The sequence below is a fragment of the Roseovarius salis genome (assembly GCF_044472985.1).
Lineage (GTDB): Bacteria > Pseudomonadota > Alphaproteobacteria > Rhodobacterales > Rhodobacteraceae > Roseovarius > Roseovarius salis.
Map to the genome: position 1 here is coordinate 1 of NZ_JBISDG010000043.1, position 26,631 is coordinate 26,631.

Sequence of the window (26,631 nt, forward strand, 5' to 3'; positions counted from 1 at the left end):
CAGCCGCTCATCCCGACTTCGCCAAGGATCGCCAGCTTGGCCTCGTCAGTCCAGCGTCGCCGACGCTCGGCGCGCACCACAACCTCGTCTCGCACGATAACCTCCGTCGCATACGACGTCGTTACCGACGTCAATAACGACATGGGTTAGCATATTGGCACGCTCATAAGGAGGCGGTCCGAACCGAGCGCTTACCATTGAAGAACCGACCACGGGCGCCGTCGCGGATGCAGGCGCGGGCGATGCTGACAGCGAGGTGGGTCTTGCCTGTTCCGGTGCCGCCGACCAGCACGACGTTGCGCTGCTGCTCGAGGAAGTCTCCGCCGGCAAGCTCGCGTACCAGCGTTTCGTTGATCGGGGTGTCCTCGAACCGGAACTCCTCGACCTCCTTGGCCAATGGCAGTTTGGCCACCGTCATCTGGTATTTGATCGACCGGGCCTGCTTCTCGCTGATCTCGGCCTGTAAGAGATCCCCGATCACTCTTTGCGGTTCGTGCTGCCGCTTCACCGCAGTAGCAAGGATCTCGTCATACGCCGCCTTCATGCCGTGAAGTTTCAGCTGGCCCATCGCGTCCAGCACCTGCGATCTTTCCATGGTTGGGTCTCCTCAGGGTGTCGTATCGGGCGCAATCGGCGACCGGCTCATGGGCCAGCCTCAGTGCCTCCGGGGTGGCGATCGGCGCCGGTGGTTCGGGATCCCGGCGGCGGGCGAGGATGTTGAGGACGACATCGGCGGAGTGGACGCCCTGGCTGAGCGCTTCAGCGCAGGCGGCCTCGACTGCGTCGATCCCGTCAGTGAGCAGCGCGGCCAGGATCTCGACCATCTGCCGGTCGCCACCAAGGACGCGCTCGAGCTTCCGCCGGATCCGGCGCATGGCAGGTGGCAGTTCCCAGTCCTTGAACGGGGCGCCGTTCCGCAAGGCACCGGGTTTGCGAGTGAGCACGGGGATGTAGTGCAGCGGGTCATAGACGGCATGATCCCGCCCGAAGACACGATCATGCCGGCCGACCACCTGGCCGCCCTGCCAGAACTCGATCCGCTCGGCATAGGCGCGGATCTCGACCGGACGGCCGACGGCACGCGCGTCCACCGAGTAACGGTTCCGGTCGAAGCGCACGAGGCAGGTCTTCGACACCGAGGCCGGCACGGCATGGAAGCCGTCGAACGGGCCGGCATAGGGCACCAGGCGCGAACGCTCGACCTCGAAGACCTCCCAGATGGTCTTGTCTCGGAACTCGGGATGGGGATTGGCCTTGGCCCAGGCGATACAGCGGTCCTTCAGCCAGGCATTGAGCTCGCCATAACTCTTGAACTTCGGCCGGGGCACGAAGAACCGCCGCCGGATCACTCCGACCTGGTTCTCGACCTGCCCCTTCTCCCAGCCGGATGCAGGTGTGCAGGCAACGGGTTCGAACAGGTAGTGCCCGCTCATCTGCTGGAACCGGCGATTGTAGGCTCGATCCTTGCCCACAAAGATCGTATCCACGGCGGTCTTCATGTTGTCATAGATGCCCCGCGCACAGGTGCCGCCGAAGAAGGCAAACGCCTTGTCGTGGGCGTCGAAAACCATCTCCTGCGTCTCGCGGGGATAGGCCCGGACGAAGACCATCCGGCTGTGGCATAGCCGGACATGGGCGACCTTGATCGTGGTCGTCACCCCGTCGATGATTGCGATCTCGTGGCTCCAGTCGAACTGGAAGGCCTCGCCAGGGTCGAAGCTCAGGGGCACAAACGCGGTGGTTGACACCTCAGCCTCAGACTTTGTCCAGTTCGCTGCATAGCGCCGGACTGAATCATAACCGCCCTCGTAACCCAGGGCCCGGAGCTCCTCGAAAATCCGAATGCGGGTCAGCCGCTCCCGCTTCGGGCGGCCGGCATTCTCGGCGAGCATCCGGTCGAGCTCGTCGCGCCAGGGCCCGATCTTCGGCTGCGGCTGGACGCTGCGCTCATAGCTGAACTCGGTAGCGCCGGATCGGACCACCTTCCGGACGGTCTTGCGCGACACGCTCAAGTCCCGGCAGATCTGCTTGATCGGCCTGCCTTCCTTGAAATACCACCGTCTGATCTTCGAAATCGTCTCCACAACCAGCATCCCAAAAGCCGCTCCCGAATTGCCTCGGAAGCATCATGGACCACAACATCAGGGGGGTCCCTTTTGGACGCCGATTACCCCGATACGGGGTCCTTTTTGCACGCCGGTTCACAGCTCGACCAGTTCGTCGCCAGTTGAGAGTACGGCAAGCCCAGCAGCAGGAGCGCCACGACATGGGCGCGCTCGGCCTCAGTGGTGAAGGGGAAGTCCCCGAGCAGATCCTCGTAGATCAGCGTGCGCGCCGCGGCGATCTCGGCCGGTGTGGGTTTGGCGGGGATGTCCGGCACGGCGAAGCCCGGCGCCGGGACGTAGAGCAGCCGCGCGTCGGGGTGATAGCCGGGCGTGGTGAGCAGCGTACCGTTCCGGCCGAACAGGGGCGGTGAAGACTTCCACGACCGCTTCGTTCTGACAGAGTTGGGCGGGATTATGATTGGCGCGGGCCTATCTGCAGATGGCCCCACAGAGTCTGCTGCGTTCACCCTCTTGGACTTCGAACACGCTCAGGGCCTTCGCAGCAGATTTACGGACGGATCGACCGCCTATGCGCGCGCAGGATATGCTGTCCGCATCCGTGACGACGGTAGCACTGAGCTATTCTGACGGTGAGAGTTCGATCTATGTTCCATCTTCCGGATGCCACTGGCATCGAAGTGTTCAGCCGCGCATCGGAAAAAATCATTCCAAATCAGGTGCTTGCAGCCTATTCACCAATTCCGCGCAGTCATCAGGTCCAGAGAATACCGCCCCTGAGAGACCGCTTCCAGCGCTCTTGGCGACGTGGCCAGTGCTTAGCCCCTCCCGCATAACCCTCGAAAACAACGAGAAAATCCGGCGGCGGCTGGATCAAGAGAACGCTTTCGCGAGGGCAAGTGGCGGAGAGAGAGGCAGCCATGCCCGAGTATCAGCATGTAACGGCACGCAACTTTTAACCCATATATGCCAATACTTTAGACCGTTTTCCTGTAACACCCTGTTGCGCCCGATACCGTCCAATGCCATACCTTATAGGCGGGTAGGAAGGATGTTTCGTTATGCCAAGGAAAGCGAAAGAAATGTCGGCGGTGGAGGTTCGCAAGATCGCGCATCCTGGCACCGGCGGCAATCGCAACGTGGCCGTGGGCGGCGTTGACGGGCTGCTGTTGCAGGTCACACCGACCGGCGCGCGGTCATGGCTGTTGCGCGCCACGGTGAAAGGCAAGCGCCGCCAGATCGGCCTTGGCTCTTACCCTGACGTGACGCTGGCGCAGGCGCGCGAACGGGCGCGCGGCGTCAAGGATATCATCTGGCAGGGCATCGACCCGCTGGCCGAAAAGCGCCGCCTCACCTTCGCGCAGGCGATGGAAAAGACGCTGGAGGCACGAACGGCCGAGTTCCGAAACGAGAAACACAAGAAGCAATGGCGCAGCACCTTGGACACCTACGCGGTGCCGGTGCTGGGCGACATGACCGTGTCGGACATTGGCGTGTCGGACGTGCTGCGCGTGCTGGAGCCGATCTGGTCCACAAAGACCGAGACGGCATCCCGGCTGCGCGGGCGCATCGAGGCGGTTCTGTCGTGGGCAACGGTGGGCGGGCATCGGACGGGCGACAACCCGGCGCGGTGGCGCGGCAATCTCGACGCGGTGCTGCCCAAGCCCGGCAAGGTGGCGAAGGTGAAACACAACCCGGCGCTGTCGCTGGCCGATGCGGCGGACTGGTTCACCGATCTGCGCAAGCGCGACGGCATGGCAACGCGGGCGCTGGAGTTCGTCGCGCTCACGGCGGCACGATCCGGCGAGGTTCGCGGCGCGACATGGGCCGAAATCGACTTGGACGCGGGCGTGTGGATCATCCCGGCCGAGCGGATGAAGGCGGGCAAGGAACACCGCGTCCCGCTCACGCAAGAGGCCGTGGCGCTGCTGAATGCACTGCCAAGGATGAAGGGCAGCGACTACGTGTTCCCGGCCGCACGCGGCGGCGCGTTGTCCGACATGGCGCTGAGCGCCTGCATGAAGAGGATAAACGAGGCACGCGACGGCGGGTATCTCGACCCCCGTTCTGGCCGTCCTGCCGTCCCTCACGGGCTGCGCAGCACGTTCCGCGACTGGGCGGCGGAGCGCACCGAATTTGAGCGCGACATGGCCGAGATCGCCTTGGCGCACAACGTGGGCAGCACGGTCGAGCGGGCCTATCGGCGCGGCGACATGATCGAAAAGCGGCGGCAGATGATGGCCGCATGGGCGCGGTTCCTCAAAGGCGAGGCCGGGGCCAAGGTGGTGAAGATGGAGGCGGCGCGATGAAGCGGTATCGAGCCATCTACGCGAAAGACGCTATCGGCGAAGTTTCGCGTGACGTGTGGGAACCCGAGACACCATCCGAGCGTAACGAGGCCCTCGCCCGCACCCTATACCCCAATGCAAAACCGAAAAGCTGGACGGTCGAGGATGATATCGCAGAGATGCGAGGACTTGTTGATGCAGGTCTGATCGGTATGGGCTGGCCGCCGTCCAGCGCGCGCCTCGCCGTCGCCGATGATGGCTCATGGCGGGAAATCTCGGACCCCAAAGAGGTAGGAGAGGGCGAACAACACCGCTGGGCTTTCATGTGGATAGACGGGGCCGCACCATCGCTGAGTGAGGCTTACTTTCTTGGCAAGATGGCGTTCTGCCTTGTCTGCATGGAGAGTAATCTTGCTGGCGGAGATATGCGCGGCTTCATGCACAACTCTATGCGACTTGGCATGTACCAGACCGAAATCGACGTGCGGCGGATCGCGCTCAGGTTCGCCGATGAAGGCAAAAAGATCGCGGCTGGACGGAAAGACGCCGCCGACGCGGTGAACCGGCAGCACCGCGATCTACGCGAGGCGCGGATGCGCGAGATGGAAAGGCTAACGGAAAAGATGAGCGTCAACGCGGCTGCGAAGAATCTTGAGGCACGCGGCTTTGGCGGCTGGCAGGGCATTAAGAAACAATGGAGCCGACACCGTTCTAAAAACTAGGGACACCTACACCGCTGTCCCCGCTTCATTCTGATTTGTCTGTTCCTGTAACAACAGGAGCCGACAATGCCTGAGACGTTTCTCCGCGATACTGACTGCGCTGCCCGCTATTCGGTTAGCCGCAACACGTGGTGGCGCTGGCAGCGCGAACGCACGGACATGCCGCGCCCGGTTCGCCTGTCGCCCGGCTGCACCCGCTGGAAATTGTCCGACCTGATCGCGTGGGAAGCCGCCAAGGCTGAGGTGGCGGCATGAGCTGGGCGGGCAGTCTTTCCATTGACGATCTGCTGGCGCGCAAGCCCGCTGGATACTTTCGTGTCGAGCACATGCCGAACGGGCGCACGATCATCGTGGTTCACCGGACGGGCGAGCCGGAGGAAGTGATTTTCTGCGTCTCGCCCGGTCACGCCAACAGGGCGCGGCTGGAGCTGACCGACGCGGGCCTGACCGGCTTTGTCGCGGAGTCGGCATGACGCGAAATGCCATATCTCTCTACGCCAAGACGGCGCACAAGAAGGCGGCGAAGCTGCTGGGCTATGCGCTGATCCTTGACGACTTCGATTCATGGGAGGCGGCAAGCGCAATCTGGCAAGCCCGCCTGACCGATACCGAGCGCGCGGCGCTGGCATGGGCCGCTCTGCGCAGCCTAGACGAGGATCACGCGCGCGAGGTCGCCTATACCGTCATTCAAGGCGCGGGCGCACCGCTACCGCCTTTTATCTCACCGATGGATGAAGCGGCTTATTGGGCGGACATTGCCAGCCCGGCCGAGCTGGACGCTTACGCGCTGGCTTGCGTGCAGGCGATGGCACCCGGCCGTCGCGCGGCCTTCCTCGAATACATGCAGGGGAGGGAAGCGGCGTGACGCGGAATTTCTCTGACATGGCGGCACAACTGGACGCGCACCGGGCGGAATTTCCGCGTGATGCGAGCGGAGGCGAATATCCGCCCGGTCCGACGGTCATTCGGCCCGCACCGGAGCGTCAATCGACGTTCTACAGCGCCGCCACCCTCAAGGGTAAGCCCGTGCCGTCGCGGCAATGGCTGGTGGACGGGCTGGTGCCCAAGAAAACGGTGACGCTGTTTTCGGGCGACGGCGGCACCGGCAAGAGCCTCTTGGCGCTGCAACTGGCCGTCGCGGCGGCGGCAGAGCGCGCATGGATGGGCAAGGCCGTCAATTCAGGCCGGGTGATCTTTCTGAGCGCCGAGGACGACGACGACGAATTGCATATCCGCCTGGACGACATTCTGCGCGCGGAGCGGCTGGATTACTCGACGGTGGAAGGGCTGACGCTCCGTTCGCTTGCGGGCGAGGATGCGCTGCTGGCCGTGGAAACGCAGCTCGCCTTGATGCACTCCGCTCTATTCGAGGAATTGGAACAACGGGCGGCGGATGAACAACCCGCGCTGATCGTGCTCGACACGCTGGCGGACGTGTTCCCCGCAAATGAAAACGACCGGGCCAAGGTGCGCCAGTTCATCGGCATTCTGCGCGGTCTGGCATTGCGCCAGCGGTGCGCCGTCATGCTGCTCGGGCATCCGTCGCTCACGGGCCTGTCCAGTGGCACCGGCACGTCCGGCTCGACCGCTTGGAACAATTCCGTTCGGTCGCGGCTCTACCTGTCGCGCATCGTTCAAGACGGATACGAGCCTGACCCTGACAAGCGCGTCATGTCGACCAAGAAGGCGAATTACGGGCGCATCGGCGGCGAGATCAACATGACATGGCGCGACGGCGTGTTCGTGCCCGATGAGCACGCGACTGGGCTTGATGCGCTGGCCGTCAATGCCAAGGCGGAGCGCGTATTCCTCACGCTGCTGGGCAAGCTGACCGAGCAAGGGCGGCGCGTCAATGCAGCGGGCGGGCACTACTACGCGCCCAAGGTGTTCGCAGATCATCCCGATTGCGAGGGCGTCACCAAGCGCGCTTTCAAGGCGGCGATGGAGCGGCTGCTATCGGCGGGCAAGGTGCGCGTGGCCGAATACGGGCCGCCGTCCAAGCGGCACACCTATCTGGAGGTGGCGCAATGAACGCTGTTTCGCACCCTGTTCGCACCCCCTTCGCCCCCTGTTCGCCCCCCCTGTGTTCGCACACCCCTTATACCCCTAGGAGTGTGCGCACCCTTGGAGGGATGCGCACTCCTGAGATGGTCCCAATGCCCGGCTTTCTATGCAGGCGTGTAACCGACCGCCCAACTGTTCCGTTCTCTCTCCGAGAAAAATTCCGGGGGGCGGTTTGATGGCAAGGGCATCGAAAGAGGCATCGGCCGCTCTGCGCTTCCTGTCGCGGCTCACGGTTCCCGAGGGGCGCACGGCTGGCAAGCGGTTGAAGCTGGCGAGCTATCAGAAGGACTTTGTTCGCGGGGCCTTCGCCAAGGGCACGGCCGTGGGGCTGCTGTCGATCGGTCGCGGTAACGCGAAAACGGCGCTTTCGTCGGGCCTGTCGCTGGGGCACCTGATGGGCGAGATCGCACCGCAGCCCAAGCGGGAAATCATCTTCGCGGCCCGGAACCGGGATCAAGCCAAGATCGCCTTTGGCTTTCTGGTCGGGTTCATCGAGGGGCTGTCCGAGGAAGAACAGGAACAATTCACGATCCGGCGCGGCTCCAAGCTGGAGGTGGAGACGGCCGAGAATGGCGGCGGGCTGGCGCGTGTTATCGCAGCGGACGGCAAGTCGATCCTGGGCGGCGCTCCGACGCTGGCAATCCTTGACGAACGGGCGGCATGGGAAAAGGAAAAAGGCGACAATCTCGAAAACGCAATTCTGTCCGGGCTGGGCAAAAGAGACGGCCGGGCGCTGATTATCTCGACCAGTGCGCCGGATGATGCGAACACCTTTTCCCGGTGGCTGGATGAGCCGCCACCCGGCAGTTACGTGCAGGAACACCGGCCGGAGCCGGGCTTGCCGCCCGACGATCTGGAAAGCCTGCTGATCGCCAATCCCGGCGCGCGGCAGAATATCGGTTCAACCCCGGAATGGCTGGTTGCGCAGGCACGGCGGGCGATGGCGCGGGGCGGTTCTGCGCTGTCATCGTTCCGCAATCTCAACCGCAATGAGCGTGTCGCGTCCGATGATAGATCGGTGCTGGTGACAACCGACGAATGGCTTGCGGCCGAGATCGCGCCCGATGCTCTGCCCGAACGGGCCGGGCCTGTCGTTCTGGGCATTGATCTGGGCGGTTCGCGCAGCATGTCGGCGGCGGCGCTCTACTGGCCGGAGACGGCGCGGCTTGAATGCGTGGCAGCCTTCCCGACGAAACCCGGCCTTGCGGATCGCGGCGCGGCGGACGGCGTGTCGGGCCGCTATGTCGAGATGAGCGACCGGGGCGAGCTGGTGACAATGGGCGACACGACTGTGCCCGTTGGCCGCTTCCTTGCGGACGTTGTGGCGCTTCTGGACGGGCAGGCACCGGCCGCAATCGTGGGCGACCGTTTCCGCCATGCGGAGTTTGTCGAGGCGCTGCGCGGGGCCGGGCTGGAGCGCGTGCCTTGCGTCTGGCGCGGCATGGGCTGGCGCGACGGCTCCGAGGACGTGGAGCGGTTCCGGCGGGCGCTGTTCGAGGGCAAGGTGTGCACCCTGCCGTCGCTGCTGCTGCGCTCCGCCTTCGCGGACGCAATCACAATCGTTGACCCGGCAGGCAATCACAAACTGGCAAAGGGCCGCTCGACCGGCCGGATCGACGCGGCGGCGGCAACGGTGCTGGCCGTGGCGCAGGGCGTTCGGATGACCGGCGCACCGAAAAGCAAAGGAGGGCGGATCGCATGGACCTAACCGCAAGAGCAAGCCGGATCATCGCGGCGCAGGGGCGCGCGGTGACATTGAAGCGCGAGGAACCGGGCGGCACCGACGCTTTCGGCGGCACGTTGCCGGGCACGGTGACGGACTATCCCGCGACGGCCGCAACGGCGCGCTACAGCGAAGAATTGGCGGCGCTGGCCGGTGGGCTGCTGGAGGTGGGCGACCTGCGCCTGTTCATGGCGGTGGAGGTGGCGGTGACACCGCAACCCGATGACAGCGTGACGGCCGAGGGCGAGGATTACCGCGTGGTGCGCGTCTCGCCTGTCGGGACGGCGGGCGCGGCTCACTACTACGACATGCAGGTGCGGCGTGACCCGGCGGTTTAGCAGGCATATCACGCGCGGCCCGCGCTGGCGGGCTTTGCGGCTGGAGGCGCTGCGCCGCGACGGCTGGGCCTGCGTCCAGTGCGGCGGGCGGCACCGGCTGGAGATCGACCATATCGAGGCGGTGCGCACCGCGCCCGAACGCGCCTTCGACCTGACCAATCTGCAAACGCTCTGCGCGTCCTGTCACACGCGCAAGACCCGAATTGAGTGCGGGCATCCCGTTCTCAGTCCCGAGCGCCAGCAATGGCGCGACCTGCTGACAATGCAGGACAACCTTTCGAGCACAGGAGAAACAAATGCTTGAATCGAAGAAACTGGAGCTTCGCCGCTCCGAAATCCGGCAAGAGCTGGCAACGCTGGCAGCCAAGCCGGAACCGACCGAGGATGAAGTGCGCAGCATGGAATCGCTCGACAAGGAATATCGCACGGCCGAGACCCGCTATCGCGCGGCGCTTGTGGCCGAGGATGAAGAGCGCCGCGAGGCCGGGGGCGAGCTGGAGACCCGCGACTCGAAGGAATGGGCCGAGATGCTGGGCCGCTTCGAGGTGCGCCAAGTCGCGGCGGCGCTCGACCACGGGCACCAGATCGACGGCGAAACGGCCGAGATCGTGCAGGAGCTGCGCAGCCAAGGGGCCTATCAGGGCATCCCGGTGCCGTGGCAGGCGCTGGAGCGCCGGGCCGGTGAAACCATCGCAAGCGGCACCCCGGACCCGATGCAGACCCGGCCGATCATCGACCGGCTGTTCCCGCAATCGGTGGCGAGCCGCATGGGCGGGCAGATGGTCAATATCGGGCAAGGCGAGCTGGAATATCCCGTCGCCACGTCCGGCGCATCGGTGGGCTGGCAAGCGTCCGAGACGGGCGACGTGGCAAGCCCGAGTGCCTACGCCACGACCGACAAGCCGCTTGCGCCTGACAACACGCTGGGCGTCCAGATGAAGATCACGCGCAAGACCCTGAAACAGTCGGGCGCGGCTCTGGAGCAAGCGGTGCGCCGCGATATGAACGGCGCGATTGCGCAGGAAATGGACCGCGCGGCCTTCCTGGGCGCGGGTTCCAGCGGCGAGCCGCTGGGCGTCATCGCGGGCGCTTCGACCTACGGCATCACGGAAACGGCCGTTGATGCGGCGGCGGCATGGTCGGCGTTCCGGTCGGCGGTGGTGCGGTTCATGACGGCGAACGCGGCGGGCAGCCCGGACGCGGTGCGCCTGCTGATCCGGCCCGAGGTCTGGGACGCGATGGACGGCACCTATATCGACACCGGCACGGGCGTAACGGAATGGGACCGGCTCACCCGCAACATTCCGGCGGGCAATGTCGCCATGTCTCCGAACGCGCTGGCCGATCCGACCGGCAGCCCGGCGGCGTCCAATGCGCTGTTGACCACGAACGCGGGCGGCGTCTCGCCTTTCTTCGTGGCGACGTGGGGCGCGGTCGATCTGATCCGCGACCCCTACACCGACGCGGCGTCCGGTGGCCTGCGCCTCACGGCGCTTGCGACGATGGACATCACGGTGGCGCGGGCCGCGCAGCTCGAAGTCCTGACAGGCGTCCAGTGATGCTCTGGGGCGGTGTAGCAGGCGGTGCGCTGGAGCCGCGCCGCCTTGACGGGGGGCGCGTTCGCATTGCGGGCGCGTTCCCCTACGGTTCGCCTGCCGAGCTGGGCCGGGGGCGTGTGGAGGTTATCGCTTCCCGCGCCTTCGCGGCCCGGCTGGAGGCTGGCGAGGATATTCACCTTCTGAGCGGGCACGACTTCGAGAAGCCGCTTGCCAGCCGCGCGGCGGGCACGCTGGAGCTGCGCGACGGTGACGACGCGCTGAGCTTCGAGGCGACAATCGCGCCGGAAACGACATGGGCGCGGGACTTTCTCGCAGCGCATGACGCGGGGCTGATCCGGGGGCTTTCACCCGGCTTTCGCGTCTCGCCCGATGGCGAGCGGATCGAAGCGCGGTCGGGCGTTGTGCGGCGCACGATCACAGCGGCGGAGCTGTTCGAGCTGAGCGCGGTCACGCGGCCCGCCTATGAGGGCGCGCAGATCGAGGCGCGGAATTGGAACGCGACCGAGGCGGCACCCGATGACGGGCTGCGCCGGGCGCTCAATCGCTGGAGGGCATGATGGAGATTTTGCAACGCGACGAGGCCGTGCCCGCGTCCTATCCCGCGATTCCGTCTGGGCTTTCGATGGCGGCAATGATGCTCAATGCGTCGGCGCTCTGGGCGCGGATCGAAACGCACACCGCGCACCGCTTCACAACGCGCGAGGTGGTCTGGACAGTGGAAGGGCCGGGCGAGTTCAAGCCCGATCTGCAACCCGCGACGATCACGGCGCGCGAGGTCTGGGACGGCGTGGCGTGGATCACGGCGAACCTGTCGGGCGGGCCGCTTGGCGGCGTCCTGCTGGCCGGTGCAGGGCCTTACCGGATCACGGCGGACGTGGGCGGCGGTGACGTGCCCGCGCCCGTCTCCGAGGCTTACAGGCGCTTGGCCGAGTATCTGGCCGAGGATGGCAACCCGGCGGGCGCGTCCAGCTACAGCTACCGGCTGGGCGACGTGGAAGAAACGACACAACGCAGCCCGGCGCATGTCGCGCGGGCGCTGCAAAACTCGGGCGCGGCCGATCTGCTGCGCACATTTAGGAGGGCCTGACAATGGGTATTCTCGACATATTCAAGCGCAAGGCACCGGAAACGCGGGCGAGCGCGTCGGGCTTCACGGCCGAAATCATGTCGGCGCGGGAAAGCTATATCAGCGGGCGGCGCGGGCTGGCCGAGCTGACCGCGACGGCGCAAACCTGCGTTTCCCTATGGGAAGGCGCGATGACGCTGGCCGAGATCAACGGGACCGACCTGATCGGGCGGCGCGTGCTGGCGATGGCCGGGCGCAGTCTGGCGTTGCGCGGTGAAGCGGTGTTCCTGATCCGCGACGACCGGCTTGTGCCCGTATCGGATTGGGATTTGTCCACCCGCGACGGCGAGCCGCGCGCTTATCGGCTGAGCGTGTCGGAGGCGGGCGGCGGGCGCACGCAAACCGCCTTGGCGGGCGAGGTGCTGCACCTGCGCATCGGATCTGATCCGGTCGCGCCTTGGCTGGGCGTGGCACCGCTCAAGCGGGCGCAGCTTACGGCCGGGATGCTGCACGCGGTCGAGACGGCGCTTTCCGAGGCTTTCGAGAACATGCCGCTGGGTTCGCAGATCGTGCCTTTCCCCGAAACCGAGGATACCGACCTGACCAAGCTGGCGCGGGGCTTTAAGGGCGCGCGCGGCAAGCTGCTGTTGCGGGAATCGGTGCAGGTGACGGCGGCGGGCGGGCCTGCCCCGGCGCAGGACTGGAGGCCGAGCGACGTAACCCCGGACCTGAGCCGGGCCATGACGCGCGAGACGCTCACAGCGGCGCGTGACAGCGTGTGTGGAGCCTTCGGCGTCCTGCCGGGCTTGCTCTACAACGCGACCACGGGGCCGCTTGTGCGCGAAGCACAGCGCCACCTTGCGCAATACACGCTCCAGCCCGTCGCGGCGCTGCTGGCCGAGGAAGCAACGGAAAAGCTGGGCCAGCCGGTCGCGGTGGACGTGATGCAGCCGCTCCAAGCCTATGACGCGGGCGGACGTGCCCGAGCGGCGGCCGGGATCGTGCAGGCGTTGGCGCAGGCGAAAGAGGCGGGCGTTGATGCTGACACGGCAATGAAGCTGGTGGGCTGGAATGCCGAGGGCTAAGCGGCAAAAGGTCAGATCGGCGCAACGCATGGCAACGACAATGGCGGTTGTCATTGTTCGCGACTTTCGCGACGGCGTGATCGGTTCCAAGTTCGCCTATGAAGGCTGTTTCATCGCGGAATTGAGATCGTCGCTTTGCCTTGCGGGCTGGCCGTGGCCGGTGGCCGATGAGGCGGCGCGCAATGTCGTGGCCGAGGCGCTACGGCTTGCGCGGGCGGTGAGGCCGACATGGACCGAGGGGCAGCGGGCCTTTGTCGGCGTCGAGGTCAAGGATTCCGTCTGTCGCCAGTGCGGCGTCGGACTGCGCGAGCGGCAGGTGCACTATTGCTCCAATAGGTGCGCGAAGGCATGGAACGCGGCATTCAATGCAGAAGCGGCTTAGCTTTCTGGAGCCGCCCGCGTTTTGCGAGAGGTGCGGCAGTCAACTGCCACCCGAGGCCGAGCGCGTTCATAACAAGGTCTATTGCACACCGGATTGTCTGGCAGCGCACTATGCCGAGCTGCGCAAGAGTCCCGTTCGGCGGCTGAATTGCGCCCATTGCGGCGCATCGTTCAAGACGACCGACCCGCGCAAGGTGTTCTGCACCCCGCGATGCGCCAAGCTGGATTACAAGCGGCGCACCCGGCCGAAACCGCCCGTGCCCGCGCCGCGTATCTGTCCCGAGTGCGGCACCACGTTCCAGCCCAAAACCGACAAGCGCGTGTTCTGCTGTCACACCTGCGCTTGCGTCTTTGGCAACCGGCGCAGGCGGCGGGCCAAGGGCTGACCCGCTTTGCGCGTAGGCGGGTAGGATGCGCCAACCTTTCCACAATATCGCCTTAAACAACTGATATATAAGGATAATTATGGGGAAAGTGGCGGAGAGAGAGGGATTCGAACCCTCGGAGCCCGTGAAGGCTCAACGGTTTTCGAGACCGCCCCGTTCGACCACTCCGGCATCTCTCCGCGGGGTTTGGGCGGGGCGTTTAATGATCTTCGCGGGCCGAGACAAGGGGATTTTGCATTGTTCGGCCACAGAATCCGCCTAGGCCACCGACTCATAAACCCGCAACCAGATGCGTGTGGCTGCCAGCTTGACGAGGGCGAGGAAGTTCGCGTCGTGTTTTTCGTATCGGGTTGCGATGGCGCGGTAGTGCTTGATTTTCGAGAAGAAGCGCTCAATCCGGTTTCGGCGACGGTAGGCGATTTGGTCCAGCGGCGGCGGTGCGGTTCTTCGCGGGATCGGGCGGATGACGGCCCGGGCACCGATATCGGCCAGTCTGTGGCGCAGGCGGTTGCTGTCATAGGCAGCGTCCGCCAGCAGGGTCTGTCCCGGTCCGATGGTGCCGATCATGTCGTCGGCCGAGCGCCCATCATGGGCCTGCCCTGCCGTCAGCTTCAACGTGATCGGCAGACCGTTGGCATCGGTCACAGCGTGGATTTTGGTCGTCAGACCGCCCCGCGAGCACCCCATGCAGACGGCTCGAAGGTCAGCCACACGGGCGGTGCCGGCGGGCGCTTCGCCCCCCTTTTTGCGTTGGCCCCATGCTGGTGAACGCGGATGGACGAGCTGTCGACCGACTGCTCCGACCCCTCATAAGCGGCTGAAACCGCTTCGAATATCCGATCCCATACGCCCAGACGCGCCCACCGCACGAAACGGTTGTAACAGGTCGTGTAGGGGCCGTAGCGCTCGGGAATGTCCGCCCAGGGCGACCCGGTCCGCAGCCGCCAGTAGATACCGTTCAGGACCCGCCGGTCATCGACCCGCGGCACCCCGCGCGGCTTGTTCGGCAGAAGCGGTTCGATGATCGACCATTCGAAGTCGGTCAGCTCGTAGCGACGTCGGGACATGCTGCTCTCCTCTTTCCAGAAAGTGAATCAACAAACCCCGAACAGCGCTAGTCATTTATGAGTGCGTGACCTAGACTTGAGGTCAATACCAATGACCCCGGAGGATGCGTGCCCAGACAAGCACAGCTGATTGCGTTGCGTGCCGCCACCCTGACCGTCCTGCTGTTGCTGGCTGCAGGTCCGGGCCGGGCCGCCGAGCGCGCCAATATCGAGGCGTCCCTCGATGTCACCGGTTTCGGTGTCGCGATTGATGGTATCGCGCTTACCGCGGTGGAAGCGCCGCGCCTGCGCCGGGGGCAGGGGCTGTGACCTTGCGGTTGGTGTCATCAATGACGGCGGCGATGCTGGTGGCGCTGCTCTGGGCCGGCGCGGCGCTTGCCGAGCGGACCGAGCGGCTTGAGGTGCTCCTCGACGCTCTCCGCCTCGACCAGACCGTCCGCATCATGCGCGCCGAGGGTCTGGTCTATGGTGCGGGTCTTGCCCGCGACATGATGCCCGACGCCGACATGGACAGCTGGATGGGCAGGGTCGACAAGATCTATGACATCGACAAGATGCGTGCGCTCGTGGCCGCGCGGCTGGAAAAGGAACTTGCCGGCGTGCCGCTCGGCCCGATAAACGCGTTCCTCGGCTCCGAGCTCGGCGAGGAGATCGTGACCCTAGAGCTGGCGACGCGAGAGGCATTCCTCGACCCCGCCGCCGAGCAAGCCGCCCGCGCCCGGTATGCCGGTATCAAAGGGGAGAAGGGGCGGATCGCGCGTCAGATCGAGACGCTGATCGCCGACAGCGATCTTGTGGAACGCAACGTCACCGGCATTCTCAATGCCAATCTCATGCTCTATCGCGGGCTGGCCGACGGCGGGGCCTACGAGCTGACGGAGGAGGACATGCTGCTGGATGCCTGGTCTCAGCAGGACGAGATACGGGCAGACAGTGCCCAGTGGCTCGGCGCTTACCTGCTGACGGCATATCGTCCTCTCTCCGGTGACGCGGTGGATGAATACATCTCGTTCTGGCGCACCGCGGAGGGCCGCGCGCTCAACCGCGCGCTTTTCGCCGCTTTCGACAGGATGTACGGCGAGATTTCCTATCTGCTGGGCCGTGCGATGGCCCAGCACATGCGCAGCCAGGAACTTTGAGGCGCAGGCGCGCTGACGGGCGATTCCACCTTGACACCCGGCCGATTTCCCCCGATAAGCGCGCACTCCGGCAGGATATGGCCTGACCGGATCGATGTAATTACGCCCGTCACACAGGGCGCGCCGTCCGAGGTGGCCGCAGGCCGCAACGCCCGTCGAGGGGACCACAGGACGCGGAAGTGAAAGGAAGATGCGGATGTTTGCGGTCCTCAAGACCGGCGGCAAGCAGTACAAGGTCCAGGCCGGAGATACGCTCCGCGTGGAAAAGCTTGCGGCGGACGCCGGTGAAAAGGTTCAATTCAACGAGATTCTGATGCTGGGCGGCGACAAGCCGGTCATCGGATCGCCGCTGGTGGATGGCGCGGCCGTGCAGGCCGAGGTGGTCGATCAGGTCAAGGGCGACAAGGTGATCCATTTCGTCAAGCGCCGGCGCAAGCACAGCTCGCAGCGCAAGAAGGGCCACCGACAGCAGCTGACCGTTCTGCGCGTGACCGAGATCCTTGAAAGCGGCGCCGACAAGTCCGGCGTCAAGGCCGCCATCGGCGCCGGCAAGGTTGCGGGCACGGCCGAGCCGGCCAAGGCGGCGGGCAAGCCGGCTGCGAAACAGGCCGCCCCCAAGGCCGAGGCGACGGCACCGGCCGCGGCTGACGACCTGACGGCCATCACCGGGATCGGCCCGGCCGCCGAGAAGAAGCTGATGGAAGCGGGCGTCACGACCTATGCCCAGCTGGCAGAGCTGGACGCGGACACCTTCGAAGCCGTCAAGGTCAAGCCTGAATGGATTGAACAGGCCAAGGAACTGGCCAAGTAGTCCGACGAGATAGGAGAGAACGAGATGGCACATAAGAAAGCAGGCGGTTCCTCGCGTAACGGACGCGACTCCGCGGGTCGTCGCCTTGGCGTGAAGAAGTACGGTGGCGAGGCTGTCATCCCCGGCAACATCATCGTGCGTCAGCGTGGCAACAAGTTCTGGCCGGGCGAGGGCGTCGGCCAGGGCAAGGACCACACCCTTTTCGCCACCTCCGAGGGCGCCGTTAGCTTCCGCAAGGGGCTCAAGGGGCGCACTTTCGTATCGGTCATGCCGGTAGCGGAGGCCGCGGAGTAAGCCGACCTCAAGAGGTTTAGCACCATCGGGGGATCGGCGCGGGCCGGTCCCCCTTTTCGTTTCCGGGGCGCGCGAAACGCCCTGTCCCCGGTTCGGGCCGCCGCGCGGCCCTGCGTTTGGAGGAGAACGCCATGAAACTGGAGACGATGGAAAATCTCGGCGCATCTCAGCCCGAGATCGAGGCGGAGACGTTCATCCTGCGCCCGCCGCGCCCGTCGGACGCGGGGCTGATTACCCTGTATACCGGGGATGAACGCCTTGCATGGAACACCGCGACCATCCCGCACCCGCTGCCGCCGGGCGCGGCCGAGGCGTTCATCGACCGCGCGCAGGCCACCGACCGCGCCGAGGATGTCTGGATAATCGACGGCACACGGTCGCATGGCAGCGAGGTGATGGGCGCCGTCGGGCTGAAGCGGGTGGACACCGGGCAGTGCGAATTGGGCTACTGGGTCGCGCAGCCCCATTGGAACACCGGTATCGCGACCGCGGCCATCGCGGCGCTGCTGGAGGCCAACCCGCTCGGGTGCAGAACGATCTTTGCCTCCGTCTTTCAGGATAACCCCGCCTCGGCCCGGGTACTGACCAAGCGCGGCTTCAGGTATCTTGGTGATGCCGAAACCTTCTCGGTGGCGCGCGGCGCGCGCGTGCCCACATGGACCTACAGTCTCAAACTGGATTGAGCCGCGCGCGGCCTTTGCGTAAAGGATACCCCATGAAATTCCTCGATCTCGCAAAGGTCCACATCCGCTCTGGCGCGGGAGGTGCGGGCTGCGTCAGCTTCCGCCGGGAGAAATACATCGAGTTCGGCGGTCCCGACGGCGGCGACGGCGGTGGCGGCGGCTCGGTCTGGGCCGAGGCGGTCGACGGGCTCAACACGCTTATCGACTTCCGCTATCAGCAGCACTTCTTTGCCCAAAACGGCCAGCACGGCATGGGCAAGCAGCGAACCGGCAAGGACGGCTCTGACATCGTGCTACGCGTGCCCGTGGGCACGGAGATACTTGACGAGGACGGCGAGACGCTGATCGCCGATCTCACCCAGGTGGGGGAGCGTGTGCTGCTGGCCCGCGGCGGCAACGGTGGCTGGGGCAACGTGCACTTCAAGACATCCACCAACCAGGCACCGCGGCGGGCAAACCCGGGGCAGACGGGTGTGGAGCGGACGCTGTGGCTGAGGCTGAAGCTGATCGCCGATGTCGGGCTGGTGGGGCTGCCGAATGCCGGGAAATCCACCTTCCTCGCGGCCACGTCCAACGCCCGGCCGAAGGTTGCCGACTATCCCTTTACCACCCTGCACCCCAATCTCGGAGTGGTCGGGGTCGACGGGGCCGAGTTCGTGGTGGCCGACATTCCCGGCCTCATCGAGGGTGCGCATGAGGGGCGGGGACTGGGCGACACCTTTCTGGGGCACGTGGAGCGCTGCGCGGTCCTGCTGCATCTGGTCGATGGCACGTCGGGTACGCTGCTTGAGGACTACCGCACCATCGTGGACGAGCTCGAAGCCTATGGCGGCGCCCTGGCCGACAAGCCGCGCGTGACAGTACTGAACAAGATCGACGCCCTGGACGACGAGGAGCGCGCATTCCTGCGCGACGAACTGGCCGAGGCGTCGGATGGGCCGGTGCTGCTGATGTCGGGCGTCTCGCACGAGGGAGTCACCGAGGTGCTGCGCGCCCTCAAGGCGCGGATCGACGAGGACAGGCTGCGACAGGCGGCCGGAGAGCACGAGCCGGAACCGTGGCACCCCTGAGCACCGCCAAGAGAATCGTCGTCAAGATCGGCTCGGCTCTGTTGGTGGACCGCGCGACCGGGGCTTTGCGGGACGAGTGGCTGGCCGCGCTGGCCGTAGACGTGGCCCGGTTGCGGGCGCGGGGCGCCGACGTGATCCTCGTCTCGTCTGGCTCCATCGCACTCGGGCGCGCTGCGCTTGGCCTGCCGGCGGCGGAACTCACGCTCGAGCAGAGCCAGGCGGCCGCGGCGGTCGGGCAGATCCAGCTTGCCCACGCCTATGAACGCGCCCTCAGCGAACACGGTCTTCGCGCGGCGCAACTGCTGGTGACGCTGGAGGACAGCACCGACCGGCGCCGCTATCTCAATTCCCGCGCGACGCTGGAACAGCTTCTGACGCTCGGCACGGTGCCCATCGTCAACGAGAACGACACCGTGGCCACCGACGAAATCCGCTACGGCGACAATGACAGGATGGCAGCGCAGGTGGCCGTGACCGCTGGCGCCGACAAGCTGATCCTGCTCAGTGACGTGGACGGGTTCTATTCCGGCAATCCCGCGCAGGACCCGGAGGCGACCCGCTTCGACGTGATCGCGACGATCACGCCGGAGATCGAGGCAATGGCGGGCGATGCCGGCTCGGGGCTTTCCAAGGGTGGCATGAAAACCAAGCTGATGGCGGCGCGTACGGCCACCGCCGCGGGGTGCGACATGGCCATTACCGAGGGATCGGTGCTCCACCCCCTGGCGAGACTCGAAAGCGGTGCCCCGGCCACCTGGTTCAGCGCGCAGGGTGATCCCCGGCAGAAGCGCAAGCAATGGATTGCCGCGATGAAACCAAGGGGGCGGCTCACGGTGGATGCGGGGGCGGCCGCAGCCCTGACCGACGGCAGCAGCTTGCTTCCCGCCGGGGTAAGCGCGGTGTCGGGCCGTTTCGGGCGTGGCGATCCGGTAGAGATCGTGGGGCCCGATGGCCGGGTGCTGGGGCAGGGGCTCACGCGGTACGACGCCGCCGATGCCGAGCGTATTCGCGGCCTGCGCACGCCCCAGATCGAGCCGGTCCTTGGCTATCCCGCCCGCGGCCCGCTGGTGCATCGCGACGATATGGCGTTCTAGGCCGTGCCGGTGATAGGATCGTGCCGGCCCGAAACAGGAGCAGACCCAATGAAGGATCTCGATGACATTCCCGCCCTGATGGCCGATATCGGCGCGCGTGCCCGTGCCGCCGCAACCGTGCTTGCAACCGCCCCGGCCGAGGTGAAAAGACATGCGCTGGAGTCCGCGGCCGATGCCGTCTGGGCCCGTCGCGCGGACATCATGACCGCAAACGAGAGGGATCTCGAATACGGCCGCGACAAGGAGCTGTCGGAGGCGATGATGGACCGGCTGCTGCTGACCGAGGAGCGCATCCGGGCAATGGCCGATGGCCTGCGCGCGGTGGCTGCGCAGGACGATCCGGTGGGCGAGGTGCTGGCCGAGTGGGAGCAGCCCTCGGGCCTGCACATCCGCCGCGTGCGGACGCCCATCGGTGTGATCGGCGTGATATATGAAAGCCGACCCAACGTGACCGCCGATGCCGGGGCGCTGTGCGTGAAATCCGGCAACGCGGTGATCCTGCGCGGCGGGTCGGAAAGCTTTCATTCCTCGGTGGCCATCCATGCCGCGTTGGTCGAGGGGCTGCAGGCCGCCGGCCTGCCCGACGACGCGATCCAGCTGGTCCCGACCCGCGACCGCGCCGCGGTCAAGGAAATGCTGACCATGACGGACACCATCGACGTGATCGTGCCGCGCGGGGGCAAGGGGCTTGTCGGGCTGGTCCAGTCCGAGGCGCGCGTGCCGGTCTTTGCCCATCTCGAAGGCATCGTGCATGTCTATGTCGATGCCGGGGCCGATCCCGAAAAGGCGTTGCGCGTGGTCATGAACGCCAAGACGCGGCGCACCGGGATCTGCGGCGCGGCGGAATGCCTGCTGCTTCATCGCGACATCGTGGACACCATCGGGCAGGGGCTGGTGCGGGCGCTGATCGATGCCGGGGTCGAGGTGCGCGCCGACGCGACGCTACAGGCGATCAGCGGGACGCACGCGGCCGAAGAGGGCGATTGGGGATGCGAGTACCTCGACAGCGTGATCGCGGCGAAGGTTGTCGATGACATCGACGCGGCGATCGCCCATATCCGCGCACACCATTCCGCGCACACCGACTGTATCATCACCGAGGATGATGCGGCGGCGGCCAGGTTCTTTGCCGAACTCGACAGCGCGATCCTCATGCGCAACGTATCCACGCAATTTGCCGATGGCGGCGAGTTCGGAATGGGGGCCGAGATCGGTATCGCGACGGGCAAGCTGCACGCTCGCGGACCCGTCGGTGCGGCGCAGCTTACCAGTTTCAAGTATATTGTGGAGGGCGACGGCACGATTCGCGCCTAGAACCTGATCTCGGCCGCGGTATCGGAAAGATGGACGTCGCAGCGGCGGCGGTGCCGTGCGAGGTGCTCGGGCAGCAGCAGGAACTGCACGGCCGCCGGGCCCACCTCGGCGTCGGGGACGGCATCCTGCAGCAGGTGCCAAAGGCGCGGATCGGGTGCAATCTGCGGGCCTTGCGCCGTCACGCGCCACCCGCCTGCGTTTTCCGTGACACTGATCCGCCCGCCGGAGACGAGCGGCTGCTCCGCGCAGAGCATGGCCAGCAACGCCGCCTTGACCTCGGAGCGCATGACATCGCCCTCCACCAGCCAATCGACCCGCGTGCGTGTATCCGCGTATACGTGACCGAGAATCTCCGCCACCGTGCCGGCCGAGGTCTGTTCGTGGACCCCCGACTCGCCGAAAGCGAGCCGAAACAAGCGGATGCGGGCCGACGCATTGCTGGCGCTTTCGGTGACGAGCGACAGTTCCGGCCCCCGCGGCACGCCAGACATCTCCAGCAACTCCAGCCCGTTGGCCACCGCGCCCACGGGGCTGATCAGGTCATGGCAGATGCGCGACCCTATTAGGGCGGCCATCTTGTCGTTAGACTGCGCCATGCGGCCCTCTTGCGTGGAAGGACAGGACCATGTCAGACCTCAACTCCTTGCTCGAACCGGGAATGCTGGTCCGGCACCCCGACAGGCCGGACTGGGGCACAGGGCAGATCCAGTCCAACATCGGCGGCCGGATCACGGTGAACTTCCAGGAGGCCGGGAAGGTGGTCATCGACGGCTCTCGCGTTGCGTTGCTGCCGGTGATTGATCCATGATCGCGGTTACCAAAGCGTTAAAAGATATACGAAATCGTGCATAACACACGCTTAAGTAGTATGCCAAGCGCGGGGCGCTGTCCCGTTGTCAATTCCGCCCGGTATGCCTAGAACCGTCACCGGAAGGGGTGAGGCGCGGATGGCCGGAAACCAGCAGCAGTTCAGCGTCAGATTGGCCGCCTCGGACGCCGATTTGCGCGCCGCGCAGCGGTTGCGCTACGAGGTGTTCGTCGAGGAGCTGGGCGGTGACGGCGAGATGGTGGATCATCACGCACGGCTCGAACGGGATCGATTCGACCCGTATTTCGACCACCTTCTGCTCATCGACAGGTGCCGTGATGACAGGGTCATAGGGGTTTACCGTCTCTTGCGCTGTGACCAGGCCGACCGGCTGGGCCAGTTCTACTCGGAGGACGAGTATGATCTCACGGTGCTAAAATCGTCGGGCAGGCGCCTGATGGAGCTTGGCCGATCCTGCGTGGCGCCGGATTACCGGGGCGGACCTGCCATGTACCACCTCTGGAACGGCCTTGCGCGCTATGTCATTGTACATGATATCGAAATCCTGTTTGGCGTGGCCAGTTTCCACGGTACGGACCCGCAGGCGCTGGCACAGCCGCTGTCGCTGCTTCATCATCGCCACCTCGCGCCGCCACGGCTTCGGGTGCGCACGCAGGCGCCGCATTACCAGAGGATGGACCTCCGGCCCGAGACGCGCATCGACAGACGCGCTGCGATGCGCGAGGTGCCCGCCTTGATCAAGGCATATCTCCGGCTGGGCGGCTATGTCGGCGATGGCGCCTTTGTCGACCACGCGTTCAACACCACCGATATCTGCCTCGTGATGGATACAACACGCCTTAGCGAGTTGCAAAAATCCATTTATACCAAGGACGTTACAACGTGAGTTTCACGTGGCACGGCGATCAGCCGCCCCCGGCTTTTACCTTTACGGCCGCTGGCTGCGCCCGGGCCGCGATGCGCGGCGCCGTGCTGGGGCTGGTCCTGCTGTGCGGCGTGGTCCTGATGGTCATGTTGCGCTCGATCGAACGGCCCTTGCACGGGATGCGCCGCCCGTGGACGCCGTTCATCACGCAGGCGGTTTGCCGGACGGTATTCGTGGTGCTAGGCATGCGGCACGAAACCCGGGGCCGGCGCATGGACCAGCACGGGGCGGTGGTTGCCAACCATTCATCATGGCTGGATATCTTCGCGCTCAATGCGCGCAAGCGGGTCTATTTTGTTGCCAAGTCCGAGGTCGCGGGCTGGCCGGGAATCGGCTTTCTCGCGCGGCTGACGGGCACCGTGTTCATCACCCGCGATCCCCGGCAGGCGCACGCCCAACAGGCACAGTTCGACGAACGTCTGAGGGCGGGGCACAAGCTGTTGTTCTTCCCCGAGGGAACGTCGACAGACGGGATGCGCGTTTTGACATTCAAATCAACGCTTTTTCAGGCGTTCTTCAATGACGGCCTGCGGCAGGACATGCACATTCAGCCGGTCACGGTCGTCTATACCGCGCCGCCGGGCGAGGATCCGAGGTTCTACGGGTGGTGGGGTGACATGGCGTTCGGTGGTCACATGCTCCGCGTGCTGGCGGTCCGCCGGGGTGGTGGCGTGCGGGTCATCTACCATGATCCGCTGCCGGTGCCCCGTGCGGCGGGGCGCAAGGATCTCGCCGCGCGGGCCGAGGCCGCGGTTCGCAGCGGAATGCCGCCGGAGCGTCAGGCGGCGGGTTAACCGGGGTCCATGGCCGCGATGAGCCGCCCGAGGGCGGTGGCCGGATCGTCCGCATCCCAGATCTCGGCGCCGATTCCGAAAAAGTCCGTTACCGGGGCAAGCTCGTGGATGATCCCGGGATCGAGCGCCCGCTCGGCCACGACCGGCAGTTCGATCATCTGGCTCCACCATTCGAACAGCGCGTATTCCGCCCGGCTGCCGTCGCCAAGGGCGGTGTCGCCCACGGGTCCGAAGCTGACATAGTCAGCCCCCGCCTCGCCTGCCGTCATCCCCTGGTGCCGCGACGTGCCGCAGAACGCCCCGACGATTGCATCCTGTCCAAGTGTCTTGCGCGCCTGGCGAACCTGGCGTGCCCCGTCGGGCAGGTGCACGCCGTCGAGGCCGAGACGTTCGGCCAGGATCACATGGCTGTCGATCACGATCGCCACCTCGCGGGCGTGCGTCACCTCCCTGCAGGCATCAGCGGCGCGCGCCAGGGTCGACTCGTCGTGGCTTGCCAAGGCCAGCCTGACACAGGCGACGGGATGCGCGTCCAACACCCGGGCCAGCGTGTCGGGAAACCGCGATGGTGCGATCTCTGGCGGCGTGATGAGATAGATCTGCGGCTTCTCGGGCTCGGCCATTGGGGGCTCCTCGGCTTTCGTTCCGCGCCCCTATACCGGCGCGCGCCGCGGTCTGTCCATCGCTGCGGGGGTATTTGACGCAACCTTCCGCGCGGGGCTTTTCAGGCAGGCGGCCGGCGGCTATGAGGCGGCAACGCCGACCGGAGAGACCATGCCGACATCGAATCCGCAGCCCGCCTTCGTGCTCGTGCGCCCGCAGATGGGCGAGAACATCGGCGCCGCGGCGCGCGCGATGTGGAACTTCGGGCTGGACCGGATGCATCTCGTGGCGCCGCGTGACGGCTGGCCCAATCCGGCCGCCGACGCGATGGCCAGCGGCGCAGGGCGGCTTTTGGACGCGGCGCGGCTGTCCGGCGACCTGTCCGGCGCGGTGGCGGATGCCCATTACGTCTACGCCACCACGGCCCGCGCGCGGGGGCTGACCAAGCCGGTGTTCTCGCCCGAGGCCGCGATGCAGGATGCCGCCGCGCGCATCGCGGCGGGCGAACGGGTGGCGGTGCTTTTCGGGCCCGAGCGCGCGGGGCTGGAAAATGCCGACGTGGCCCGTGCCAACGCGGTGATCAACGTTCCCGTGAATCCCGACTTTCCCAGTCTCAACCTCGCGCAATGCATCCTGCTGACAGCCTATGAATGGCGCCGCGCCACGACCGAGATCACGGCGGAGCGCATAGACATGGCCCGCGCCGAGTGGGCCAACCATACCGAGATCGAGAAACTGGCCGACCACTACGAGCAACGGCTGGACGCGGCCGGGTTCTTCTTTCCCGCCAGCAAGGCGGAGGGGATGAAGACCAACCTGCGCAACATGTGGAGCCGGATGCCGCTGACCCGGGCCGACGTGCAGACGCTGCACGGGATGCTGCGGCAGATGGTCCGCTGGAAGGAGCGGGGCGACTAGCTTGAAGCGGGCCGGGACGCGCACTAACGTTGCGGCGACACGCGGGAAAGGCAGGGCATGAGCGGAAAGCGCAGCATCTTCGAGGAGGTCGGCGAGGGCGCGGCAGGGCGCGCGGCGCCGCAGGGCGGAATGATCGGCCGCGGCCGTCGCGGAGCGCGGCGGGCCGTGCGCGTCTGGCTGATGACGCTGTTCGCGCTGGTGGTGACGATGATCGCCGTGGGCGGGCTGACACGGCTGACCGACAGCGGCCTGTCGATCACCGAGTGGAACGTCGTCAGCGGCGCAGTGCCACCCATGGACGCCGCAACGTGGCAAGAGGAATTCGAGAAATACAAGGCGATACCGGAGTACCGGTTGCAGAACCGCGGCATGAGCCTGCAGGAGTTCAAGGTCATCTACTGGTGGGAATGGGGGCACCGTCAGCTCGGCAGGGTGATCGGGCTTGTCTGGGCGGTCGGTTTCCTCGCTTTCCTGCTCACGCGGGCGATCCCCCCGGGCTGGACCGGGCGCCTGCTGGGGCTGGGGGTTCTGGGCGGCGCGCAGGGCGCGATCGGCTGGTGGATGGTTGCCTCCGGCCTGACGGGCGAGATGCTGGACGTTGCCAGCTACCGGCTGGCCGTTCACCTCGGGCTCGCCTTCGTCATCCTCGGCCTGATCGCGTGGTATGTCATGCGCCTTGGCCGCGAGTCCGCCGACCTGATGCAGGCACGGCGCGGGCGCGAGCCCCGGCTGTTCGGGTTGTCCACCGGGCTGTTGCATCTCTGTTTCATCCAGATCCTGATCGGGGCGCTGGTGGCCGGGATCGACGCGGGGCGCAGTTTCACCGACTGGCCGCTCATGGCGGGCGGGGTCTTGCCGGTCGACTTCTGGATGGCGGACCTGGGCTGGCGCAACCTGTTCGAGAACCCCGGTTTCGTCCAGTTCGCTCATCGAATGGTCGGGTATCTGCTGCTGATCTTTGCCATTGTGGTCTGGCTGAAAGGCCGCAAGAGCGCCAACCGGGCGACGCGGACGGCCTTTTCCGCCTTCATGGTGGCGCTCTTGGCGCAGGTGGTGATGGGGGTCGTCACCGTGATCCACGCCGCGCCGTGGCAAATAGCGATCCTGCACCAGTTGCTGGCCGTGTTGGTCTGGGTGCTGATCCTGCGGGCACGGTTTCTAAGCCAGTACCCGCTGTCGCAATCGGTGAGGGGATGACACCATGACCGCATTCGACGCGCTGATGGCCCATGCCCGGGAAACGCAGGCGCTGGCCCAGGTGGCCGGACGGTTGAGCTGGGACCAGGAAACCGTGATGCCGCGCGGCGCCGCCGGGCAGCGGGCCGAGGAGGCCGGCGCGATCGAAGCGGTGCTGCACGCGCGCCGGGTTGATCCGCGCGTGGGGGACTGGCTGGCCGAGGCCGAGGCGCCCGATG

Annotated in this window: 32 protein-coding genes, 1 tRNA gene and 3 pseudogenes; 29 read left to right on the forward strand and 7 right to left on the reverse strand. The window is 66.0% G+C overall.

The window, feature by feature from the left end; genetic code table 11:
- Positions 1–196 precede the first annotated feature (196 nt).
- The 3 genes and pseudogenes from ACH13J_RS15265 to ACH13J_RS15275 form a co-directional block, all read right to left on the reverse strand.
- A pseudogene (locus tag ACH13J_RS15265) lies at positions 197–595 on the reverse strand (ATP-binding protein); the annotation flags it as partial.
- On the reverse strand, positions 528–2,093 hold the full coding sequence (gene istA / locus ACH13J_RS15270) for an IS21 family transposase (protein WP_397544212.1): 1,566 nt from the start codon (positions 2,091–2,093) through the stop codon (positions 528–530). The pseudogene ACH13J_RS15265 and the gene istA, both read right to left, overlap by 68 nt.
- Before the next feature lie 74 nt (positions 2,094–2,167).
- Entirely contained in the window at positions 2,168–2,554 is a 387-nt protein-coding gene (locus tag ACH13J_RS15275; protein ID WP_397544213.1) for a hypothetical protein, read from the reverse strand.
- Positions 2,555–3,145: 591 nt separating this feature from the next.
- Here ACH13J_RS15275 and ACH13J_RS15280 point away from each other — a divergent pair.
- From ACH13J_RS15280 to ACH13J_RS15350, 15 genes are all read left to right on the forward strand, one after another.
- Positions 3,146–4,372 carry a phage integrase central domain-containing protein gene (locus ACH13J_RS15280; RefSeq protein WP_397544214.1) on the forward strand — a complete coding sequence of 409 codons (1,227 nt, stop codon included), beginning with the start codon at positions 3,146–3,148 and terminating at the stop codon, positions 4,370–4,372.
- The gene (locus ACH13J_RS15285; RefSeq protein ID WP_397544215.1) at positions 4,369–5,073 is read left to right on the forward strand and encodes a hypothetical protein; all 705 of its coding nucleotides are present in this window, start codon (positions 4,369–4,371) and stop codon (positions 5,071–5,073) included. Before ACH13J_RS15280 ends, ACH13J_RS15285 begins: the two co-directional genes overlap by 4 nt.
- 66 nt (positions 5,074–5,139) lie before the next feature.
- Entirely contained in the window at positions 5,140–5,328 is a 189-nt protein-coding gene (locus tag ACH13J_RS15290) for a helix-turn-helix transcriptional regulator (protein WP_397544216.1), read from the forward strand.
- On the forward strand, positions 5,325–5,546 hold the full coding sequence (locus ACH13J_RS15295) for a hypothetical protein (RefSeq protein WP_397544217.1): 222 nt from the start codon (positions 5,325–5,327) through the stop codon (positions 5,544–5,546). Before ACH13J_RS15290 ends, ACH13J_RS15295 begins: the two co-directional genes overlap by 4 nt.
- Entirely contained in the window at positions 5,543–5,938 is a 396-nt protein-coding gene (locus tag ACH13J_RS15300; RefSeq protein ID WP_397544218.1) for a hypothetical protein, read from the forward strand. The genes ACH13J_RS15295 and ACH13J_RS15300 overlap by 4 nt, the downstream gene beginning before the upstream one ends.
- Positions 5,935–7,104 carry an AAA family ATPase gene (locus ACH13J_RS15305; protein ID WP_397544219.1) on the forward strand — a complete coding sequence of 390 codons (1,170 nt, stop codon included), beginning with the start codon at positions 5,935–5,937 and terminating at the stop codon, positions 7,102–7,104. Before ACH13J_RS15300 ends, ACH13J_RS15305 begins: the two co-directional genes overlap by 4 nt.
- A 208-nt stretch (positions 7,105–7,312) precedes the next feature.
- Complete coding sequence (locus tag ACH13J_RS15310) at positions 7,313–8,845, forward strand: terminase large subunit domain-containing protein (protein WP_397544220.1); 1,533 nt, start codon at positions 7,313–7,315, stop codon at positions 8,843–8,845.
- Positions 8,836–9,198: a hypothetical protein gene (locus tag ACH13J_RS15315; protein ID WP_397544221.1), complete on the forward strand. Its 363-nt coding sequence runs from the start codon at positions 8,836–8,838 to the stop codon at positions 9,196–9,198. Before ACH13J_RS15310 ends, ACH13J_RS15315 begins: the two co-directional genes overlap by 10 nt.
- Positions 9,182–9,502, forward strand: a complete 321-nt coding sequence (locus ACH13J_RS15320; protein WP_397544222.1) for an HNH endonuclease — start codon at positions 9,182–9,184, stop codon at positions 9,500–9,502. The genes ACH13J_RS15315 and ACH13J_RS15320 overlap by 17 nt, the downstream gene beginning before the upstream one ends.
- Entirely contained in the window at positions 9,495–10,757 is a 1,263-nt protein-coding gene (locus ACH13J_RS15325; RefSeq protein ID WP_397544223.1) for a phage major capsid protein, read from the forward strand. The genes ACH13J_RS15320 and ACH13J_RS15325 overlap by 8 nt, the downstream gene beginning before the upstream one ends.
- The gene (locus ACH13J_RS15330) at positions 10,757–11,314 is read left to right on the forward strand and encodes an HK97 family phage prohead protease (protein WP_397544224.1); all 558 of its coding nucleotides are present in this window, start codon (positions 10,757–10,759) and stop codon (positions 11,312–11,314) included. The genes ACH13J_RS15325 and ACH13J_RS15330 overlap by 1 nt, the downstream gene beginning before the upstream one ends.
- The gene (locus ACH13J_RS15335; protein WP_397544225.1) at positions 11,314–11,844 is read left to right on the forward strand and encodes a hypothetical protein; all 531 of its coding nucleotides are present in this window, start codon (positions 11,314–11,316) and stop codon (positions 11,842–11,844) included. Before ACH13J_RS15330 ends, ACH13J_RS15335 begins: the two co-directional genes overlap by 1 nt.
- A 2-nt stretch (positions 11,845–11,846) precedes the next feature.
- Positions 11,847–12,908: a phage portal protein gene (locus tag ACH13J_RS15340; protein WP_397544226.1), complete on the forward strand. Its 1,062-nt coding sequence runs from the start codon at positions 11,847–11,849 to the stop codon at positions 12,906–12,908.
- Between the two features lie 40 nt (positions 12,909–12,948).
- Positions 12,949–13,290 (forward strand): hypothetical protein, encoded by a 342-nt coding sequence (locus ACH13J_RS15345; protein ID WP_397544227.1) that lies wholly within the window; start codon positions 12,949–12,951, stop codon positions 13,288–13,290.
- Entirely contained in the window at positions 13,274–13,675 is a 402-nt protein-coding gene (locus ACH13J_RS15350) for a hypothetical protein (RefSeq protein ID WP_397544228.1), read from the forward strand. Before ACH13J_RS15345 ends, ACH13J_RS15350 begins: the two co-directional genes overlap by 17 nt.
- An 89-nt stretch (positions 13,676–13,764) precedes the next feature.
- Here the strand turns inward: ACH13J_RS15350 and ACH13J_RS15355 are convergent.
- Positions 13,765–13,854 (reverse strand) — tRNA-Ser (locus tag ACH13J_RS15355).
- Positions 13,855–13,933: 79 nt separating this feature from the next.
- Positions 13,934–14,742, reverse strand: a pseudogene (locus tag ACH13J_RS15360) (IS5 family transposase).
- Between the two features lie 108 nt (positions 14,743–14,850).
- Between ACH13J_RS15360 and ACH13J_RS15365 the strand changes: the two are divergent.
- The 8 genes from ACH13J_RS15365 to ACH13J_RS15400 all read left to right on the forward strand — a co-directional run bounded on the left by ACH13J_RS15365 (position 14,851) and on the right by ACH13J_RS15400 (position 21,147).
- The gene (locus tag ACH13J_RS15365; RefSeq protein WP_397544229.1) at positions 14,851–15,051 is read left to right on the forward strand and encodes a hypothetical protein; all 201 of its coding nucleotides are present in this window, start codon (positions 14,851–14,853) and stop codon (positions 15,049–15,051) included.
- Positions 15,052–15,071: 20 nt separating this feature from the next.
- On the forward strand, positions 15,072–15,881 hold the full coding sequence (locus ACH13J_RS15370; RefSeq protein WP_397544230.1) for a DUF2059 domain-containing protein: 810 nt from the start codon (positions 15,072–15,074) through the stop codon (positions 15,879–15,881).
- A 196-nt stretch (positions 15,882–16,077) separates the two neighbouring features.
- Positions 16,078–16,692 (forward strand): 50S ribosomal protein L21, encoded by a 615-nt coding sequence (locus tag ACH13J_RS15375; RefSeq protein WP_397544231.1) that lies wholly within the window; start codon positions 16,078–16,080, stop codon positions 16,690–16,692.
- A gap of 24 nt (positions 16,693–16,716) precedes the next feature.
- The gene (gene rpmA, locus ACH13J_RS15380; RefSeq protein ID WP_397544232.1) at positions 16,717–16,986 is read left to right on the forward strand and encodes a 50S ribosomal protein L27; all 270 of its coding nucleotides are present in this window, start codon (positions 16,717–16,719) and stop codon (positions 16,984–16,986) included.
- 131 nt (positions 16,987–17,117) lie between these two features.
- Positions 17,118–17,669, forward strand: coding sequence for a GNAT family N-acetyltransferase (locus tag ACH13J_RS15385; RefSeq protein WP_397544233.1), 552 nt, complete (start codon positions 17,118–17,120; stop codon positions 17,667–17,669).
- Positions 17,670–17,701: 32 nt separating this feature from the next.
- Positions 17,702–18,739 carry a GTPase ObgE gene (obgE, locus tag ACH13J_RS15390; protein WP_397544234.1) on the forward strand — a complete coding sequence of 346 codons (1,038 nt, stop codon included), beginning with the start codon at positions 17,702–17,704 and terminating at the stop codon, positions 18,737–18,739.
- Positions 18,727–19,833: a glutamate 5-kinase gene (proB, locus tag ACH13J_RS15395; protein WP_397544235.1), complete on the forward strand. Its 1,107-nt coding sequence runs from the start codon at positions 18,727–18,729 to the stop codon at positions 19,831–19,833. The genes obgE and proB overlap by 13 nt, the downstream gene beginning before the upstream one ends.
- A 48-nt stretch (positions 19,834–19,881) precedes the next feature.
- Positions 19,882–21,147 carry a glutamate-5-semialdehyde dehydrogenase gene (locus ACH13J_RS15400; RefSeq protein ID WP_397544236.1) on the forward strand — a complete coding sequence of 422 codons (1,266 nt, stop codon included), beginning with the start codon at positions 19,882–19,884 and terminating at the stop codon, positions 21,145–21,147.
- On the opposite strand, the gene ACH13J_RS15405 is transcribed toward ACH13J_RS15400, so the two are convergent.
- Complete coding sequence (locus ACH13J_RS15405; protein WP_397544237.1) at positions 21,144–21,743, reverse strand: histidine phosphotransferase family protein; 600 nt, start codon at positions 21,741–21,743, stop codon at positions 21,144–21,146. The genes ACH13J_RS15400 and ACH13J_RS15405 overlap by 4 nt on opposite strands.
- A gap of 29 nt (positions 21,744–21,772) precedes the next feature.
- Between ACH13J_RS15405 and ACH13J_RS15410 the strand changes: the two genes are divergently transcribed.
- The 3 genes from ACH13J_RS15410 (at position 21,773) to ACH13J_RS15420 (ending at position 23,695) form a co-directional block, all read left to right on the forward strand.
- On the forward strand, positions 21,773–21,955 hold the full coding sequence (locus ACH13J_RS15410) for a DUF3553 domain-containing protein (protein ID WP_397544238.1): 183 nt from the start codon (positions 21,773–21,775) through the stop codon (positions 21,953–21,955).
- Between the two features lie 139 nt (positions 21,956–22,094).
- On the forward strand, positions 22,095–22,862 hold the full coding sequence (locus tag ACH13J_RS15415; RefSeq protein WP_397544239.1) for a GNAT family N-acyltransferase: 768 nt from the start codon (positions 22,095–22,097) through the stop codon (positions 22,860–22,862).
- Complete coding sequence (locus ACH13J_RS15420) at positions 22,859–23,695, forward strand: 1-acyl-sn-glycerol-3-phosphate acyltransferase (protein ID WP_397544240.1); 837 nt, start codon at positions 22,859–22,861, stop codon at positions 23,693–23,695. The genes ACH13J_RS15415 and ACH13J_RS15420 overlap by 4 nt, the downstream gene beginning before the upstream one ends.
- Here ACH13J_RS15420 and ACH13J_RS15425 read toward each other — a convergent pair.
- A complete protein-coding gene (locus tag ACH13J_RS15425) occupies positions 23,692–24,318 on the reverse strand; it encodes a thiamine phosphate synthase (RefSeq protein ID WP_397544241.1) in 627 nt (208 codons plus the stop codon). The genes ACH13J_RS15420 and ACH13J_RS15425 overlap by 4 nt on opposite strands.
- Positions 24,319–24,469: 151 nt before the next feature.
- On the opposite strand from ACH13J_RS15425, the gene ACH13J_RS15430 reads away from it, so the two are divergent.
- From ACH13J_RS15430 to ACH13J_RS15440, 3 genes and pseudogenes are all read left to right on the forward strand, one after another.
- Complete coding sequence (locus tag ACH13J_RS15430) at positions 24,470–25,216, forward strand: TrmH family RNA methyltransferase (RefSeq protein WP_397544242.1); 747 nt, start codon at positions 24,470–24,472, stop codon at positions 25,214–25,216.
- 57 nt (positions 25,217–25,273) lie between these two features.
- The gene (gene ctaA, locus ACH13J_RS15435; protein ID WP_397544243.1) at positions 25,274–26,413 is read left to right on the forward strand and encodes a heme A synthase; all 1,140 of its coding nucleotides are present in this window, start codon (positions 25,274–25,276) and stop codon (positions 26,411–26,413) included.
- A gap of 4 nt (positions 26,414–26,417) precedes the next feature.
- Positions 26,418–26,631: pseudogene (locus ACH13J_RS15440) on the forward strand (carboxypeptidase M32); the annotation flags it as partial.